Consider the following 17212-nt stretch of genomic DNA (forward strand, 5'->3'; position numbering starts at 1 on the left):
TTAATCTCTTTTTGTCAATCTCCCTTATTGTTTGGGAGTGCAAAGGTACGAGACTTTTTTTTGTTTGTCAAGTAAATCTGAAAATAAATTTTTACATTGATTTTCAGGGCTTTGCACGTAATGAATTGATTGCCAGTGGCTTTCGCTTATGCTTTCAACTCATTCCCGATGTTTGGGAGTGCAAAGGTAGGCTGATTTTACACCCTTGTCAAGACCTGTTCTGAAAATAATTGGGTGTTTACCAAACATTATTCGGTAAACACCCAATTATCAATTACTTAACCAATGAAAATTCTTTACAATTTTTTCAACAAATGGTTCTTTTTGCCTTTTGAGATCAGCACATAGCGGTCTTGAAGCCATTCCAGGTCAACAGATGCGGATGGATCAGACACCTTCGTTTTGTTAATACTAACCGCATTTTGTGAAATCGCCCGCCTTGCCTCGCCCTTCGATGCATATACCTCGCCCCTACTGGCTACGGATAATAGGTCCGTAATATCTTTACTGTTGGCCAGTTCTTCTGCCGATACTTCGGTTTGTGGTACTCCTTCGAAAATAACGTCGAATTCATCCACCTGTATGGAGCGTAATGTTTCGAGAGTTGCTTTCCCAAATAGTACTTCAGACGCTTTTACGGCTAGGTCGTACCCGGCTTCTGAGTGGATTCGGGTCGTTACTTCTTTTGCAATTGCTTTTTGAAGGATTCGCAGATGCGGTGCCTCGTTATGCTGCCGTTCCAGCTCTTCAATCTCCTCACGCGTTAATAAGGTGAAAACACGAATAAGGCGTGGGCAGTCAGCATCAGCCGTGTTAAGCCAGAACTGATAGAATTGGTATGGCGAAGTAAGCGTCGGGTCAAGCCAGACATTCCCACTTTCCGATTTCCCAAACTTTGTGCCATCCGATTTGGTCACTAGTGGTGTGGTCAGGGCAAAAGCCTGATGACCTCCTTCTTGATTGTCGCCCCCCCCCTCTTTGCGCCGGATAAATTCGGTGCCGGTGGTTATGTTGCCCCACTGATCAGAACCTCCCATTTGCAGACGTACATTCCTATGCTTGTAGAGCCAGTAAAAATCGTATCCCTGCAACAACTGGTATGAGAATTCGGTGAACGAAATACCCGTTTCGAGCCGTTTCCTCACCGAATCTTTTGCCATCATATAATTGACGGTAATATGCTTTCCGGCTTCCCGCAGAAAGCCCAGGAAGGAAATCTCTTTAAACCAGTCGTAATTATTGACCATCTCGGCGGAGTTATCGCCACAATCGAAGTCGAGAAACTTAGTTAGCTGTTGCCGGATGCCTTCCTGATTACGTTGCAGCGTTTCTTCCGAAAGAAATTCCCGTTCGGCCGCTTTGCCCGACGGGTCGCCAATCATACCAGTGGCCCCCCCAACGAGTGCGAATGGCTTATGCCCTGCCCGCTGTAAATGGACAAGTAGCATAATGGTAGCCAGATTTCCAATGTGGAGTGACGCAGCCGTTGGATCGAAGCCAATGTAAGCCGCTGTCATTTCTTTCTGTAATTGCTCTTCGGTGCCGGGGGTCATGTCGTTTAACATACCACGCCAGCGGAGTTCGTCAATAAAATTCATAAGTAAAAAAAAGAGTAAAACCGGGCCGCCGGTTCACTCGTTAAGTTTGCAAAATTAATTCTTTACGGTAAAAGAAGGGACGAGTCGCCATAACTCAGAAAACGGTACTCGTTTTCGAGAGCTTCCTTATATACAGTCTTCCAGTTATCACCAATCAGGGTAGCAATCAGTAAAATGAGGGTTGAACCCGGCTGATGAAAATTAGTCACCAGACCTTTGCACAGCCTGATTCGATAGCCGGGTGTTATATAGATACCCGTATGTGCCACAACCGACTCTTTATTCATAGCGATCAGATAATCTAGAACAGCTTTAAGCGCATCGGCTACAATGGGTTGCTTGTCGGGTGGAAGTTGGTATGCATAATGTTGATCGAGTTGAAACGGATTCGACTCCTTTCGCACCAGTTTAGTGCCCATCCAATACAAACTTTCCAACGCTCGCATGGATGTAGTACCCACTGCTATGATCGTATCCAGATGATTCAGGAGATTCGTCAAATTGGCCTGCGTATACACGACCTGCTCCGTATGCATGTGATGCTGCCTGACATCATCCGTCTTAATGGGCTGAAACGTTCCGGCCCCAACGTGTAAAGTAAGGTAGTCATGGCTGATATTCTTATTGGTTAATGCCTCGAATACAGCCGGTGTAAAATGCAGTCCAGCGGTTGGCGCGGCTACGGCACCCTCTTGTTTTGAATAAACGGTCTGGTACGTTTCCCGGTCGGTGGCGGTGGCTTCCCGTTTGAGGTAGGGCGGTAAGGGGATCTCTCCTATATACTGGACAAGCTGTGCAAATGTCAGCTTGGCAGGTTGCCAGCTTAGTCGAACAGCCGACTGCTCGTAATCATACCAGGAAGCGGTAAGAATAACCTCCCCTTCGGGCGTAGGAAACGAGGTTACCAGCAATTCATCCTGTTTCCATCGCTTCCGATTACCGATCATACCCTGCCAAATGGTCGTGCCCGTTGCTTCCATAGCCAGCGAGATTGGCGCAGGCTCTCCGCCAGGTTCAGTTGGAAATGGGCTTAGCAGGAACAATTCAATAACAGCCCCTGTCGGTTTAGCAAAGTGCAGCCGTGCCGGTATGACTTTTGTGTCATTAAATACCAGAAAGCTATTCGGCGGCAGCAGATCGGGCAAATCCGTAAACCGGTTGTGGCTCACCTTCCCACCTTTGTAGAGAAGCAGTTTCGATGCATCGCGCTGGGGCAATGGGAAACGGGCTATCCGGCTATCGGGCAAGTCGTATTGAAATTCGCTCAACAACAACTCATTCGAATTAGTCATCATCACCGGGTTTCATGAACAAACGGATGGGCAACCACGCCAGTACGGCAATCAGGATAGCCGTACTTAGGGGTAACAACCAGGCATACTCGACAGCCCGAATTGGCCGGTCGGACCGGTTGAGGAACGAGAGGACCAATAGTCCCAGGCCAACTATTGTATTAATAGCCGACATCAGTAAGCTGAACCAGTTCTTAAAAAGAAGATTCAATTTTGGCCGATTCGCTGCCCAGACATCGTGATTTGGTATCGGAAGTTTGTCGGTCGGCACTTTAGCAATCAACCGGGAGGCCAGATTTATCAAGGTATTGTTGATGATAAAAATACCGATGGCCAGATAGAAAATTGTTTCGCGACCCAGGGTCTGGATAGGGTGATTCTGCTCGTCGAAGCGAACGGCTACCGCATCGGGATACGAAATGTAACTACTGAAAAGAGCGAATAAGAATCCGGCAATGGAGAGAATACGCCATACCCGGATAAAGAAGATACCTGCTTTCATTTAAATACAATGCGTGAAATAGTGAACGATTGAATGACGAATTATCCTTTTAGATCCTAAGTCATCGTTACAACCACTTTATGAAATTTACATCTGGCTTTTTCAAATCAGGGCGCAAAGGTAAGGCCCGAACGGGGGAAATCCGTTAGCTTAGCCCCTTGTTAAGCATAATGGTTTCGGTAGCGTATGAAGATTTACACAAAAACAGGTGATAAAGGCCAGACGGCGCTGATTGGCGGGCGCAGAGTATCGAAAAGTGATCTACGGATTGACACCTATGGAACCGTGGACGAACTGAACTCCTGGATAGGTTTGGTTCGTGACCAGCCCGTAAATAATGGTCGTAAGGATTTATTGAAAGAGATTCAGGATCGGCTTTTTACCATTGGCTCAGAACTGGCTACAGATCCTGAAAAGAACCTCAAGCGGCCAATGCCTGCTATCACCCCCGAGGATGTTACGCTGCTGGAGCAAGGCATGGACACTATGGATGCCGAGTTACCTGAGCTTCGGGCCTTTGTGTTGCCGGGTGGTCATGAATCCGTTTCCTTCTGCCACCTTGCCAGGACGGTTTGCCGCCGGGCTGAGCGGCTTATTATTTCGTTGAACGACGAGACGAATGGTGCTGTAGACGAACTCGTTTTACAATATGTTAATCGATTATCTGATTACCTTTTTGTGTTGAGTCGTAAAATGGCACAGGAATTGAACGCCGAAGAAGTAACCTGGCAACCAAGAGTCTGATTTTAAGTTAATTGACGGGTCTCATTTCACTCGCTATATCTCGAAAGTACGGTATGCGAAATGGGATCAATCTAGCCACTCAAAAAAAAGTTGTCTTGACAACTAAACTTACTCAATCTAATTTTTTAGCTTTGCCTCAGCCAGTTCACAAACAGGCTAACTCATTAACCACAAGCAGTTATGACGACAGACGTATTACAAATTGAACTGCGGAAAGCGGAACGCTCTCGCATTCAGGAGGTAGATTTTAACCATCTGCCTTTCGGCAAACATTTTTCGGACCACATGTTCGTGGCCGATTTTATAGATGGTCAGTGGCAAAATCAAATGATTGTGCCGTTCGACAATTTCACGCTAAGCCCTGCTCTGTCGTCGCTGCATTATGGCCAGTCTATTTTTGAAGGCATGAAAGCGTTTAAAAATGAGGACGGTCAGGTTTCTCTATTTCGTCCTTACGCGAACTTTGAGCGTATTAACGAATCGGCCCGGCGGATGTGCATGGCCACCTTACCCGAAGAAGTATTCATCGGTGGCCTGGAAGCGCTGTTGCGCGTCGATGCGGACTGGGTTCCCAACACCCCCGACAGTTCGCTTTATGTACGTCCTTACATGTTTGCGACGGATACCTATCTGGGCGTAGCGCCTTCCAAGACGTACCGCTTTTGCATTTTCACCTGCCCGGTGGGTGCGTATTACTCGAATCCGCCAAAGCTGAAGGTTGAAACCGAATACATCCGCTCGGCACCGGGTGGCGTTGGTTATGCCAAATGCGCCGGTAACTACGGTGGCTCGCTATACCCAACCCTCATGGCGCAGCAACAAGGTTATGACCAATTGATCTGGACCGATGCCCGCGAACACAAATACATTGAGGAATCGGGTACGATGAATATCATGTTCGTCATTGATGGTAAACTAATAACTCCAGCCACTTCCGATTCAATTTTGAAAGGCGTGACCCGCGATTCTATTCTGCAAATTGCCCGGAGTTGGGGTATGGAAGTAGAAGAGCGGCTGGTGTCTATCGACGAGGTGATCGGTGCTATTGAGAACGGTCGCTTAACCGAGGCCTTCGGTGCGGGCACAGCGGTGGGTTCATCGCCTTATTCGCTCATTGGCTACAACGGTAAAGATTACATGCTGCCCGAGTTTGCGCCGGAAGAGTCGTTTGCCGTTAAAGTTAAAAACTACCTGGCTGATCTGCGCACCGGCAAAATAGATGATACATTTGGCTGGATGCACCACGTATAGATTCGTTGATATAATGGAAATATAAAAGCCTCAACCATGCAGTTGAGGCTTTTATATTTCTGGGTATTGACTCTTGTTTTACAGAAACTCTGTTAAGAATGTTTTACTTCACAGAGGCTGTCGTAGCGCTATTGGCTGGTCCAATCTTAACTTTCAAACCGAAATCTTTTCCTTTCGAAACGTCTTTCAGAACAATCTGCTCCCCTTGCCGACCTGTCCAGAGCGTGCCTCCTTCAGCGGGTTTCGACGCACCGTAACGCGCCGTGAAATACGCGCCCAGTTCTTTCTGGTAATCACTGACAGCCTGACGACTGTTTAGAAATAGATCAACATCAATGGCAGATACGTTCGAGTTTGTTTGATAATACAGTACATCCGCCGATTCTAGGCTCTTTAACTCAATGGTATAGCCGATGTGATCAGCGTCACTCTCAAATGGCTCCCCTTTCTCAGCCGCTTTTACTTTCGTGAACTCATCGCCGAGGTTGATACCGCGCCAATGACTGTTGGGGGTTAGGCCTAAGTCCGCCAGATGTCCGGTTATGGCGATGGTAGAAGTTGCATCAGCGGATGATAAGGTCGTTGCCGTTGAATCCACCGATGTAGAGTCGCTCTTCTTTCGATCACCACAGGCTGTAAACACAAGCGTTGAGGCACAAACAGCGAGTGTAAGAAAATATCGATTCATATTCGTTTAATTGATTAGACAAAGGTAATCATTGAGATGGCTTAGGGTATATCATGAAGAAATTGCCCGATTACAAGCGCTTTATCAAGTATTGTATTTTAGGTAGGTGATCTTTAAATTATCTAACCAATAGATCCTATAGATAAACCCAAATTAAAAAACGTAGTTCTTTAAGGTATAACACGCGTTCGCGACGAGCTACGATTATGCTTTTTTCTTTATTTGGTGCCGAAAAAATTCCTTTCGACAGTATACACAACATCGAGAAAAACATTCCTAATATCATTTTATGGGCTGTTCCGGTTATGCTGTTCTTCACGGTTATCGAGATGGCCGTTACGTATTATCAGGAGAAAGAGTTTTATGAAAAGAAGGAAACGATTGGGTCAATCCTGGTTGGTCTGGGGAATCTGGTCGTTACGGCAGCGCTGAAACTGGGCTTGCTGTACATGTGCATCTGGATCTATAACCTCATTCCCTGGCGCATGGAATTACAATGGTGGACGCTTATCCCCTGCTATATTATTTATGATTTCTTCAGTTACTGGGCGCACCGGGTATCGCACGAGCAACGCTTTTGGTGGGCTACACACATTGTTCACCACTCCGGAGAGCATTACAATTTGACGGTTTCCTACCGGCTAAGCTGGATTCAGCACCTGAAAATCATTTTCTTTTTACCCGTCGCCTTCATGGGTTTTCACCCGATCATTTTCTTCGTGACCAATCAGATTGCCGTGCTTTTCCAATTTTGGGTGCATACCGAATACATCCGGCGAATGCCCGCCTGGGTTGAGTACATCTTTGCCACGCCCTCCAATCACCGGGTACATCACGGCTCGCAGGAGAAGTACATCGACAAGAATTTTGGGGCAACATTCATTTTCTGGGACCGGATATTTGGCACCTTCCAGCCAGAAGAAGAGCCAGTCATCTACGGCGTCACAACAAACATCACCAACAAAGCCAATCCGTTCTTTATCAATTTCCACGAAATTACCGACATGGTAAGTGATGTGAAACGAGCGAAGGGGTTCCGCAAGAAGTTTTTCTACGTCTTCGGTAGCCCCGTAAAAATTGCCGAAGAAAAAAAGGAGCTGGAACGTCAGCAGCAGAAAGAAGCGCCTGTGACGGCCTGATTAGCTCACCCGTTTGCCATGCAGCAGCATATCGACGGCATCGTTGAGCGAGCCCGCCGGGCTAACCTGCCCTGAGTTGATGAAGAATATTTCGTCGGCACTCTCAATAGTGTTCAGTCGATGCGCGATGATAATGCGGGTTGTCTTTTCGGGAAGTTTTTGAAGAATTTCGTCCAATAGTTGCTCCGTAACGGTGTCGATGTTGGCAGTGGCTTCGTCCAGAATGAGGAGGTCGGGGTTACGCAGAACGGCCCGCATAAAGGCAATAAGCTGTTTCTGGCCAAGACTGATGGCATCCCCGACATTCTGAACGGCTGTGTCCAGCCCCTCGTCAAATCGCTCGACCAGGTTTTCCAGATTGGCCTCCCGGATAACCTCCGCGAGTTTTTCATTCGAATAGTGCTGATAGGACTCGTTTCCGTAAAGAATATTTTCGCGCACTGTGCCCGTAAACAAAAAGGGTTCCTGTAAAATGAAGCCGATCTTACGGGTACGCTCCTCGGGTGTGTACGAACGAATGTCGTTTCCTTCGAGCAAAATGGTTCCGCTGGTTGGGTCGTACAAACGGGCCATGAGCGATGCGGTGGTCGTTTTGCCGCCCCCGGTTGGCCCAACGAGCGCGTACGTCTTGCCCCGCGCCAACTCGAAACTGATGTCGTGCAACACCTCTTTTCCATCGGGATAACTGAACGAAACATGCTGGAAGGAAAGCAGAGCCGACGTTTGTACCGGTGCGGAATTTGCGACCGGTAGCAAATCTGTTTGCATAGACAACAGATGCGAAATACGATCCCAAGCGGCTAAGGCTACCTGAAAGTTGGCCCACAAAGCCGCCAGTTGTCGAAGCGGGTTGTAAAAATTATTGACGTACGAGAAGAAGCTGATCAGAAGACCAACTGTAAAATTGCCCGTCGAGATCAGGTAAATACCGAAGGTCAGTACGATAAGCTGGCCCAGATTGGCCGCCATGCCAATAACGGGCGTAAACACATTATTGGCCAGCCCCGCCCCAACGGCTGTCTGATAACTTTGCTGATTGGCGTCATCGAAACGTCTCCGAAAATAATCGCGCCGGTTAAACGCAATGATGACCTTGAAGTTGTTCAGGTTCTCCTGAATTTCGGCACTCAGGTTCCCTACGCTTTCTAGGTTCGCGGCATTCTTTCGCTTTACCCAGGCTGAGGTTGCTTGGGTGAAAACCCACATCAGAATGGCAGGCGACAGCGCAGCGGCTCCGAGCGGTAACTTAATGAACAACAAAAACAGACCCGCGCCGGTCATGATGAAGATACTCCCAACGAACTGCATCAACGACTGCGAGAAGAACTGATTCAGCTTATCGGTGTCGTTATTGATTCGGGAAATCAGGTCTCCTGCTTTGTTCTGGTTGAAGAAAGCCACAGGCAGTTCCTGTAGTTTATTGAACACCGCGTTCCGAAGTTTGAACAGTGTACGCTGCCCTATGCCGCCCATCAAACGTGTTTGCACGTAATTGGTTACGAACGCAACGATGTAGATACCCATCAGAATACCCGCATTTATCAGAATGCCATTGTAATCCTTCTTTTGAACATAGTTGTCGATTGTGTGACCGATCAGCACGGGGCTTACCAGTGTCAGACCTGAGTTCACCAGGATAGCAGCAAAAGCCAGAATCAGTCGTTGCCGTTCGTCGTCAATTAAGGCCAGTAGTTTGCGGAGGGCTTTATAGGTGGCGTTTTTTTCCGCTTTTGGCCCCGTAGCCTGATTAAGATCGTACTTCATACTGGCTGGTGCTGCGTTGGGATTGGTAAATCTGAACGTACTCGGGGCTGCTCAACAGGAGTTCGGCATGGGTGCCTTTGGCAACAATTTCGCCTTCCATCAGCAGGATTATCTGCTCGTAATCCTCGACAGGCGCGATTTTCTGAGTTACCGACAGCAGTGTCAGGCCGGGGTAATTCTGCTGCACATTCGCCAGAATTTTCTGCTCCGTACTGGCGTCCACCCGAGCGGTGAAATCGTCCAGCAACAATACGCGGGGATTCAATGCCAGTGCCCGTGCCAGCATGATCCGCTGCTTTTGCCCACCCGACAGGCTGTTGCCCCGTTCGGAAACAACCGTCTGAAGTTTTTCCGGCAGTGAATCAATAAATTCCGGCAACTCCGCCGTAGCAATCGCCTTCGCCAGCGATTCGTTGGTTGCGGTGTCACTGAACGCAATGTTTTCGCGGAGACTAAGGTTGAAAATAATGCTATCCTGAAAGACGAACCCAACCTGCTGATGGAACGAATCCTCATCATAGTCGGCAATGGGTTTGCCGTCATACAGCACACTGCCTGAATTGGAATTGATTAGTCCGGTGAGCAGATACAGCAATTGACTCTTTCCGGCCGCCGTTGGCCCGACAATGGCCGTTCGGCTTCCGGCTTTTACCGAGAACGACACATTTTTCAACGCCGGTTTTTCGCCATAATAAACCGATACATTTTCCAGGTCAATATCACCCTTCAGTGTCGCGGTCAGTGTTCCGGTTTGGAGGGTTTCGACGGCTTGCAGCACCTGATTAACGCGCTCGTACGAAGCAGAAGCCTGCGCTATGACATTACTCATGAAACCGATCACGACAATCGGAAAAATCAGTAAGGCGAGGTAGCTGTTAAACGCGGCAAAATCGCCCAGCGACATGCTTCCCGTAATGACAAAGTGCCCGCCCAGCACCAGAATCGTCAGCGCGGCCATGTTGGCGGTAAAACTGATAATGGGAATAAGGGCCGCGAACAACCGTAAAATGGACAAGCCAAGGTCTTTTGCTTCGGTATTAGCCGCCAGAAATTTGTCGTATTCAAGCTGTTGCGAGTTTAGCACCCGGATAATGGCCGAGCCAAGAATACTTTCGTTGATCACCCGATTGAGCCAGTCGATCACCTCTCGGCTACGCTTGAACAATACCCGAACTTTTTTCAGAACCAGATAGAAGGTAACGCCAATGATCGGTACAATGGTCAACACCGCCAGTGCCAACTGCCAGTTAATACTAATCAGTAAAATACTCGCGCCGATAATGATGCACAGAGACGAGGCAATAGACACAATGGCCTGCGAGACAAACAGCTTGATCGAATCAACATCCGACGTCAGGTTCGTCAATAAGCGGGACGGATTGGTTTGCTGAATGTAGCTGAAATTTTGCCGTGAAATTTTGGCCGCCAGCTTCGTTCGCACATCCCGCGCAACCCGTTCCGATGCGTACGTCTGAACAATGCTCTGGAGGTACGTAAAAACAAGGATAAGTACCGAGGCTACCAGAAATTCGAGAAGCATCGTGCGCAGGACAAACCGACCGGCGGCATAATCGTCAATACCGTGCGCGATCAGCATTGGCAGCACCAGATTTATTCCATTGCTAAGCAGCGCGAGGAGAATAAGTAGAAAAATGGGGCGGGCATAGGGCTTGAGCAGGCCTATTAACGGGGACGATGGTTTCTTCGACGCTCCTTTCTGCGACGCATCTTTATCCATAGCAAGTCCTGGTGGTGAGGTTCTTTGATGAACAAAGATAGATAATTGCAACAGTAGCGTGTAGTACCTCGACAGGAAAGCCGGGTTCTACACGCTACAAATTACGGTTCACCACACGTTCTACTTACTCTTTCTCCGCGGTTGGCTTTGTTATATCGACAATCTTTGTCGGTTTTCCCGTCTTGCGTTCTTCGATCTGTTCGAGCAGTTTCAAGCCCATCAGGCCATTGAGTGACCCTTCGGTGCCGTTGCCCGTGCCATTGATCACGATGTCCGGAATGACGCGGATATGTCCTTTGCCAATTTCCTCCGTGATTTTGAAGCGCGTAAAGTTCTCGTCGCCCATGGCTTTCACCTGTAGTTCGTAAGCCTCCGCCGTGGAGCGGCCGATGGCCAGAATTTTCTCGGCTTCGGCGGTACCGGTTTTGGCTATCCGCTCCGCTTCGGCGTCGGCCGTCAGTTTAGTGGCTTCGGCATCGGCGGCCGCCTGCCGACGACGCGCTTCTGCGTTAGCCTCCGCCCGAACTTTGGTGGCTTCGGATTCAGCACCAACCTGTAATTTCAGACTACGAGCCTCCCCTTCCGACTTTTTGACGGCCGCATCGGCCGTCCGCTGGGCGATCTCAACACTTTGCTGCGCCTTCACCACTTCGCGCTGAATATCGGCCAGGGCCGTTTCGCGTTCCATACCCTGCCGTTTTTCCTGCGCCATCCGCTGCGTTTCGTAGGTCTTTTCTTCTTCCTGCGCAATTTTCCGGTCGGTGAGGGTTTTCATCAAACTATCGGGCGGCACAATGTCGCCGATGAGCGTATCAACGGCGTTGACGTTATATACTTCGAGCACCGCCCGGATGTGCTCACGGGCCGCTTCCTGCCGTTCTTTCCGGGTGCTCAGGAACGCAATCACATCCGAGTCCTGGGCCGAGTTCCGAAAATAGTTACCGATGGTGGGTTCCAGCACCTGCGACACCAGGTTGGTCATGCTGCCAAAGCGGGCAATCACTTTGGGGGCCTCCACGGAAGGGATGTGAATGATCTGCGCCACATCGAGGTTGAACGGGAAACCATCTTTAGACCGTACCGTAATGGTCGAAAGGTTTCTATCCAGTGCGTGTGACTCCGTACGGGCGTTGGCCCAGTTGAGCACGAGGTTCGTTGTTGGTACCACCTCTACCTTCATAGTGAACGTATTGATGGGGTATTTGCCCGGTCCGGTGGGTTCCATCCAGACACCCCGGAAACCCTTTTTCACAATGTTCCCGTGTTTAAATGTTGCTCCCGTAACATCTTCGCCGTCTTCGCCGATGTACGAAATCACCACTCCTACGTGGCCAATGGGCACTTCGGTCATGGGAATCTCCTCAATCTGAACGGCCCAAGGGTTAATGTAATAGGACCCGGCCAGCACCACCTGCGGTTGCAGACCCCGGTTACCGCCGTTCTGCAAAAAGAAATCGACGTTCTGAAAGTTATTGTGTCCTTCTACGTTCTTACCGGCAATCTGGCCGGGTTGCAAAGGTGCTCCATCGAGGGTGGTGATAATACCCACCATATTCTCCCGGATAACAGTCATATCGGCAATGGTAACCGTAAATGCATAAGGGTTGATCCGATACGTGCCTGGCGTCAACACCGACGTTTGTCGGCCTTTTTGCCCGCCACTGTTCAGGAACCGCTCGGTATCCTGAAAGTTATCGGATTCTACCCGCCGGGCGAGGATGTTACCCGTTGGCAGTTCGGCCCCATCGTTGGAGAGAACCAGCCCGATTTTACCTTCCGGAATAACCGTAAACGGCTGCATAGTGATGCCATACTGCCAGGGCCAAAGCCACCAATATAAGCCAGGGGCCAGGGTTTGTGCCTGATAACCGGCTTCACCTTTTGTGGCAATGATGCGCCCATCGGGTAAGCCCCGGTCGGCACCAACGAGTACATATTTTTTGGTCACCAGACCAATACGGTCTTCAGGCACGATGACCATACCGAACAGGAAGCGGAGAACTAGTTTGTACAGTACAACCGCGAGCAATAACCCGATCAACCAGGACCAGGTAGACATAAAGGATAAAAACTCCATGAATGAAACGGGGTTTTAGTGGTTAAGAAATGAGATAGAAAACAGTCCGACTATGAGTCGAAAAATGAAGACAGAGCGCCTACATCGGAGTGAAGGATAAGTGTGTCAGATTGACGGGTCAAATGTATAATTCCCCCGAATAGCGCGTGACAGAAATCGGATAATCGGCTACTAAAGACCTAAATTGTGCAGGGGAATTGATGAGTGGGGAGGTGCTGGCACGTTGGTAAATACCCTATAAATCCTGCGCCAGATTGAAGAAGAAACCGGCTTTGCCTTGCGCGTTTATAGTACCGCTGAAACGCATGACCAGATTGTAGAAGGAAACAATATCCAGACTCATGCCAGTGCCTGCCAAAAGTTTGTTAGCCAGTTGGCTCTGGTATTGTTCGGCCACGGTGCTGCTCACATAGCCCGCATCGCCAAAAGCCGTAATATAAGCGGCCACAGGCACGGTATTGAACTGCCGCACATGCAACCAGTTGAGTTGCTTGCGTACATTGAAGAGTTGATACCGTACGCTATTACGCCAGATGAACGTCCGTTGCCCGTCGACCACGTTGAGTTCATAGCCCCGCACCATATCGTTACCACTACCCAGGCCACGCAGCGTAAAATAAGGCTGGCGGACAGGCCACGTACTCCGCAGACGTACACTCCCGGCCAGATAGAATCGTTTGCCCAATGGCCAGTACCGCGTAGCCGATGTATTCAGGTCGAGAAAATGAAAGTTGTCACGAGGCAGAACACCCGATACACCAATGCCTGCCGAAAACAAGGTGCCCTGCAAGGGGTACACGATATTATCGCGCCGGTCGTATCGATACATATAATTTATAGCCAGAAACTGAAGCCGGGTTTTACCATCCAGAAAATAGTCGGGGTTCAGCAGGGCAATGGTATCGGCAATGGTGTTGCGGACGTAACGCGTATCGAGGGTGTGGTAATGGTACAGGCCACGCCGGTGCGTCAGGATTAGTGCCGCGTAAACGCGTTCGCGAAGTACATCTTCCGATTTTACATAAACCCATTTATCAAACTGGGTACGAAACGGGATTTCTTTATTGGTTATGTAGCCAACATCGGCCCGCAAACCAATTTTTTGTGCCCGGTCGATATAGGGTTTGGAATACGACAGGATGGTTCGTTGCAGGAACCCCCGTTCAATGACAACCTGTAGCCTGTCGTTGTTGCCCGTCACGTTGCGGTAGCTAAGATGCCCGCCATAAATGACCCGTCGAAAATCGTGCCCGCGATCGTACCACCACTCGTTGAAATTGCGGTCTGCCAGATCAAAGACCGGGTAAGCGATGAAGTACCATCGCTCTTTCATGGTTACCGTTATGTCCAGTTGGGCCAGTTGAGTAGAGTCTACGGCGGGGATAAATTCGCTGGTTACGTCGACAGTAATGAACAGGGTAGTGTTATTGATATTCCGTTGATCCCAGGCAATACGTCCCGACAAATCGGCCAGCCGAACGGAATCTCCCATGTGAAGCGTCATCTCCCGAAGAATGATTCGGTCGCGGGTGCGGTAGTTCCCTTTTAAGTAAACAGCCCGCACAATAGCTTTCTGCGTCGAATCAACAGACGTGTCGGCCGTTGCAGCAAAAGAGGTTACTAAAAAAGCTGTAAGTACCAGAATACAGAGCAGCCACTTTTTCGGAATCATTCTCAAAAGTACGGCTTTTCAAAAAAATAAGACAAGTATATCTCCGTATGCTGCAAATCAGTACGTATTATTGTTGGCTATTCGTTGAAATAAACAACCATTCTATAAATATAGCGCAATCGATGCAAACAGGAAATATTCAGAAGCCGAAGGCCACCGGTAAACCCAGTTTGAGCTTCTGGCAAATCTGGAATATGAGTTTCGGATTTCTAGGCATTCAATATGGATTTGGACTTCAACAGGCCAATATGAGCCCAATTTATCGGTATCTGGGAGCCGACGAAGCCTCTATTCCAGGACTTTGGCTCGCCGGTCCACTCACGGGGCTATTGCTCCAGCCTATCGTTGGTGCCATTTCGGATAAGAGCTGGTCGCCCCGCTGGGGCCGACGGAAACCGTTTATCCTGGTAGGGGCACTGGCGGGAAGTATTGCCATGATTTTTATGCCCAACTCGTCCTACATCTGGATGGCTGCGGGACTGATGTGGATGCTTGATGCGGGGCTAAATTCGGCCATGGAACCCTTTCGGGCTTTTGTGGGCGACATGCTCAATGACAAACAACGACCTGTCGGTTTTGCCATACAATCCTTTATGGTTGGCTTTGGACAGACCCTGGCGAATCTGATGCCCTATTTGCTGCCTCTTCTGGGTATATCGATGGTCATGTCGGAAGATCAACTGGCTAATGGGATTCCCAACTCAGTGCGTTATCCATTCTACATTGGGGCAGCGGCTATTCTGATCTCGGTGTTCTGGACAATCCGTACGACGAAAGAATACCCGCCCGTTAATGATAAATATAAAGAACCACACGTTTTCACCGATGAAGAAAAGAAGTCGATTTCGTTCTGGCACCTGGCGTTAGCCTTGGGCGGGGCCATTCTGGCTTTCTTTTTTGCAGCACGAATTGGTGGTCTGGTTACGGGCTCGCTATGGGGACTGGGTGTGTTTGCATTCAGTTATCTACTCTTGATGCTGCCTATTTTCAAAGAGATACTGGCTTCGCTCTCGGCCATGCCAACCGTTATGAAACAGTTGTGGTGGGTCAAATTTTTCACCTGGTATGGATTGCCGCTTATGTGGCAGTATCTATCGCTGGCCGTGGCCCGGTATGCCTTCAACGCCCCGGATGCCGTGTCCAATAAAGTTGGCTTTGAAGAAGGTACTAAATGGGGTGGCCTCTGCTTTGCCATGTTTAGCATCTCCTGTGCCGTTATTTCGTTCTTTATTCCACGTATTGCCAAAGCTCTGGGCAGTGCGAGGGCTACCCATGCGCTATTCCTCACCATTGGGGCGATGGGCTTCTTCCTGACCCTTACCTCCTCGGATAAGTTGGTCTATCTTGTGGGCATGATGATTATCGGGTTTGCCTGGGGGTCTATTATGTCAATGCCTTATCTGATGCTGGCCAGTGCGGTTCCCAAAGAACGTATGGGCGTTTACATGGGCATATTCAATGGCTTTATTTGTGTGCCACAGTTTATTGGTATGCTCACTGTACCCCTTTATTACAAACCTCTGCTGGGCGACGATCCGCGCAACGCACTGGTATTGGCTGGTATCTGTCTCTTATTGGCAGCCGCTTCCTGTTTTCTGGTAAAAGAGATCAAAGCGACAGACGAACCTACCATTCCCGTTGAACTTGGTTAAACTTAAACCGAATTTATTGCCTGTGACCGTATGGCAGCTTCATTACGATTTTTTTCCACGCCGGGAAAAACCGTAATTCGTGTATCGTAACGAAGCCGCCCGTGCGGTCGTAATTCATTTACATGACAACCTCACCCCGCCCCTACGCCCTTCTCTCGGTCGGCGAACTCCTGGCCGATCTGATTGGCCACCATGTTTCAAACAGTTTACTGGATGCTCAGGATTTTCGCCGTTACCAGGGCGGTAGTCCGGCTAACATGGCCACTAACATGGCTCGGCTAGGTAATCCGACTGCGTTGGTCTCCTGCGTAGGCAACGATAACATTGGGCGCTTCCTGACCCGCCAGATTGAAGAATCCGGGGTAGATACCCAATTTATCACGTACGACCCACTGGCACCCACCAGCATCGTACTGGTTTCCCGAACGGCGGGCACACCCGATTTTGTAGCCTACCGTCATGCAGACTGCCGCATTCATCCCGAACAACTGCCCGATTCGTTGCTTTCTCAGGCTCAGTTATTTCATACAACCTGTTTTGCCCTCAGCCAGCAACCGGCACAGGACACTATTGTAGATGCCGCCAAACGTGCGAAGGCCGCCGGTTGTCAGGTAACGATCGACACAAACTACGCCCCCAGCATATGGCCCGATCGTGATCAGGCGTGGCGGGTAATCAGTGATTATTGCTCAGCCGGGGCACTGGTAAAAATCAGTGAAGACGATGCCGAACGACTTTACGGCAGCCCGCAGACGCCGGATCGGGTACTTGAGGATTTCCATAAGATGGGCGCTAAGATGATTTGCCTAACCCTGGGGCCCAACGGGAGCCTGGTTTCGTATGATGGCGGGGCTAAACAATCGCGGATACCGGGCAAAAAGATAGATGTTGTCGATGTTACCGGCGCTGGTGATGCCTACTGGGCAGGTTTCTTAACTGCCTATCTGGATGGATACGCACCGGGAAACTGCGCCCACGCAGGAGCGGCTCTGGCAAAAATGAAACTTACCCGACAAGGGCCATTGCCGGATAAAGTTGACCGAAAGCTGCTTTACGATCAGTTTGAATAAAGTTAAACGGCAGAAGGCCCCGATT

Annotated in this window: 14 protein-coding genes; 6 read left to right on the top strand and 8 right to left on the bottom strand. The window is 49.4% G+C overall.

Features of this window, described 5'->3' with window-relative positions; all coding sequences use genetic code 11:
* On the top strand, positions 1–224 hold a 224-nt coding region (locus tag CRO74_RS31850), incomplete at its 5' end, for a hypothetical protein (protein WP_218840239.1).
* 72 nt (positions 225–296) lie between these two features.
* Here the strand turns inward: CRO74_RS31850 and tyrS are convergent.
* The 3 genes from tyrS to CRO74_RS26700 all read right to left on the bottom strand — a co-directional run bounded on the left by tyrS (position 297) and on the right by CRO74_RS26700 (position 3392).
* Complete coding sequence (tyrS, locus tag CRO74_RS26690; RefSeq protein ID WP_097130581.1) at positions 297–1598, bottom strand: tyrosine--tRNA ligase; 1302 nt, start codon at positions 1596–1598, stop codon at positions 297–299.
* Positions 1599–1660: 62 nt separating this feature from the next.
* Positions 1661–2890 carry an S-adenosylmethionine:tRNA ribosyltransferase-isomerase gene (locus tag CRO74_RS26695; protein WP_097130583.1) on the bottom strand — a complete coding sequence of 410 codons (1230 nt, stop codon included), beginning with the start codon at positions 2888–2890 and terminating at the stop codon, positions 1661–1663.
* The gene (locus CRO74_RS26700) at positions 2883–3392 is read right to left on the bottom strand and encodes a hypothetical protein (RefSeq protein WP_097130585.1); all 510 of its coding nucleotides are present in this window, start codon (positions 3390–3392) and stop codon (positions 2883–2885) included. Before CRO74_RS26700 ends, CRO74_RS26695 begins: the two co-directional genes overlap by 8 nt.
* 186 nt (positions 3393–3578) lie before the next feature.
* Between CRO74_RS26700 and CRO74_RS26705 the strand changes: the two genes are divergently transcribed.
* Together CRO74_RS26705 and CRO74_RS26710 are read left to right on the top strand one after the other, a co-directional pair.
* Positions 3579–4136 (top strand): cob(I)yrinic acid a,c-diamide adenosyltransferase, encoded by a 558-nt coding sequence (locus CRO74_RS26705; protein ID WP_097130587.1) that lies wholly within the window; start codon positions 3579–3581, stop codon positions 4134–4136.
* Between the two features lie 180 nt (positions 4137–4316).
* Positions 4317–5387, top strand: coding sequence for a branched-chain amino acid aminotransferase (locus CRO74_RS26710; RefSeq protein ID WP_097130589.1), 1071 nt, complete (start codon positions 4317–4319; stop codon positions 5385–5387).
* A 103-nt stretch (positions 5388–5490) separates the two neighbouring features.
* On the opposite strand, the gene CRO74_RS26715 is transcribed toward CRO74_RS26710, so the two are convergent.
* A complete protein-coding gene (locus tag CRO74_RS26715) occupies positions 5491–6075 on the bottom strand; it encodes a hypothetical protein (RefSeq protein ID WP_097130590.1) in 585 nt (194 codons plus the stop codon).
* Positions 6076–6281: 206 nt separating this feature from the next.
* Between CRO74_RS26715 and CRO74_RS26720 the strand changes: the two genes are divergently transcribed.
* Entirely contained in the window at positions 6282–7214 is a 933-nt protein-coding gene (locus tag CRO74_RS26720; protein WP_097130593.1) for a sterol desaturase family protein, read from the top strand.
* Here CRO74_RS26720 and CRO74_RS26725 read toward each other — a convergent pair whose 3' ends face one another.
* From CRO74_RS26725 to CRO74_RS26740, 4 genes are all read right to left on the bottom strand, one after another.
* The gene (locus tag CRO74_RS26725; protein ID WP_097130595.1) at positions 7215–8978 is read right to left on the bottom strand and encodes an ABC transporter ATP-binding protein; all 1764 of its coding nucleotides are present in this window, start codon (positions 8976–8978) and stop codon (positions 7215–7217) included. It abuts the gene before it with no gap.
* Complete coding sequence (locus tag CRO74_RS26730; RefSeq protein WP_097130597.1) at positions 8962–10716, bottom strand: ABC transporter ATP-binding protein; 1755 nt, start codon at positions 10714–10716, stop codon at positions 8962–8964. The genes CRO74_RS26725 and CRO74_RS26730 overlap by 17 nt, the downstream gene beginning before the upstream one ends.
* Before the next feature lie 124 nt (positions 10717–10840).
* Positions 10841–12793: an SPFH domain-containing protein gene (locus CRO74_RS26735; protein ID WP_097130599.1), complete on the bottom strand. Its 1953-nt coding sequence runs from the start codon at positions 12791–12793 to the stop codon at positions 10841–10843.
* Positions 12794–13028: 235 nt separating this feature from the next.
* Positions 13029–14465, bottom strand: coding sequence for a BamA/TamA family outer membrane protein (locus CRO74_RS26740; protein ID WP_097130601.1), 1437 nt, complete (start codon positions 14463–14465; stop codon positions 13029–13031).
* A gap of 122 nt (positions 14466–14587) precedes the next feature.
* Here CRO74_RS26740 and CRO74_RS26745 point away from each other — a divergent pair, with 122 nt between their 5' ends.
* On the top strand, positions 14588–16117 hold the full coding sequence (locus CRO74_RS26745; RefSeq protein WP_097130602.1) for an MFS transporter: 1530 nt from the start codon (positions 14588–14590) through the stop codon (positions 16115–16117).
* Between the two features lie 122 nt (positions 16118–16239).
* Positions 16240–17187 (top strand): carbohydrate kinase family protein, encoded by a 948-nt coding sequence (locus CRO74_RS26750; protein ID WP_097130604.1) that lies wholly within the window; start codon positions 16240–16242, stop codon positions 17185–17187.
* Positions 17188–17212 lie beyond the last annotated feature (25 nt).

The sequence above is a fragment of the Spirosoma fluviale genome, from assembly GCF_900230225.1.
GTDB classification, from domain to species: Bacteria; Bacteroidota; Bacteroidia; order Cytophagales; family Spirosomataceae; genus Spirosoma; species Spirosoma fluviale.

Bases quoted from the DNA above. Each gene is read 5' to 3' on its own strand.
- CRO74_RS26705 (WP_097130587.1), top strand. From the start codon at position 3,579: ATGAAGATTTACACAAAAACAGGTGATAAAGGCCAGACGGCGCTGATT.
- CRO74_RS26750 (WP_097130604.1), top strand. From the start codon at position 16,240: ATGACAACCTCACCCCGCCCCTACGCCCTTCTCTCGGTCGGCGAACTC.
- CRO74_RS26725 (WP_097130595.1), bottom strand. From the start codon at position 8,978: ATGAAGTACGATCTTAATCAGGCTACGGGGCCAAAAGCGGAAAAAAAC.
- CRO74_RS26700 (WP_097130585.1), bottom strand. From the start codon at position 3,392: ATGAAAGCAGGTATCTTCTTTATCCGGGTATGGCGTATTCTCTCCATT.
- CRO74_RS26730 (WP_097130597.1), bottom strand. From the start codon at position 10,716: ATGGATAAAGATGCGTCGCAGAAAGGAGCGTCGAAGAAACCATCGTCC.
- tyrS (WP_097130581.1), bottom strand. From the start codon at position 1,598: ATGAATTTTATTGACGAACTCCGCTGGCGTGGTATGTTAAACGACATG.
- CRO74_RS26710 (WP_097130589.1), top strand. From the start codon at position 4,317: ATGACGACAGACGTATTACAAATTGAACTGCGGAAAGCGGAACGCTCT.
- CRO74_RS26745 (WP_097130602.1), top strand. From the start codon at position 14,588: ATGCAAACAGGAAATATTCAGAAGCCGAAGGCCACCGGTAAACCCAGT.
- CRO74_RS26740 (WP_097130601.1), bottom strand. From the start codon at position 14,465: ATGATTCCGAAAAAGTGGCTGCTCTGTATTCTGGTACTTACAGCTTTT.
- CRO74_RS26720 (WP_097130593.1), top strand. From the start codon at position 6,282: ATGCTTTTTTCTTTATTTGGTGCCGAAAAAATTCCTTTCGACAGTATA.
- CRO74_RS26715 (WP_097130590.1), bottom strand. From the start codon at position 6,075: ATGAATCGATATTTTCTTACACTCGCTGTTTGTGCCTCAACGCTTGTG.
- CRO74_RS26735 (WP_097130599.1), bottom strand. From the start codon at position 12,793: ATGGAGTTTTTATCCTTTATGTCTACCTGGTCCTGGTTGATCGGGTTA.
- CRO74_RS26695 (WP_097130583.1), bottom strand. From the start codon at position 2,890: ATGACTAATTCGAATGAGTTGTTGTTGAGCGAATTTCAATACGACTTG.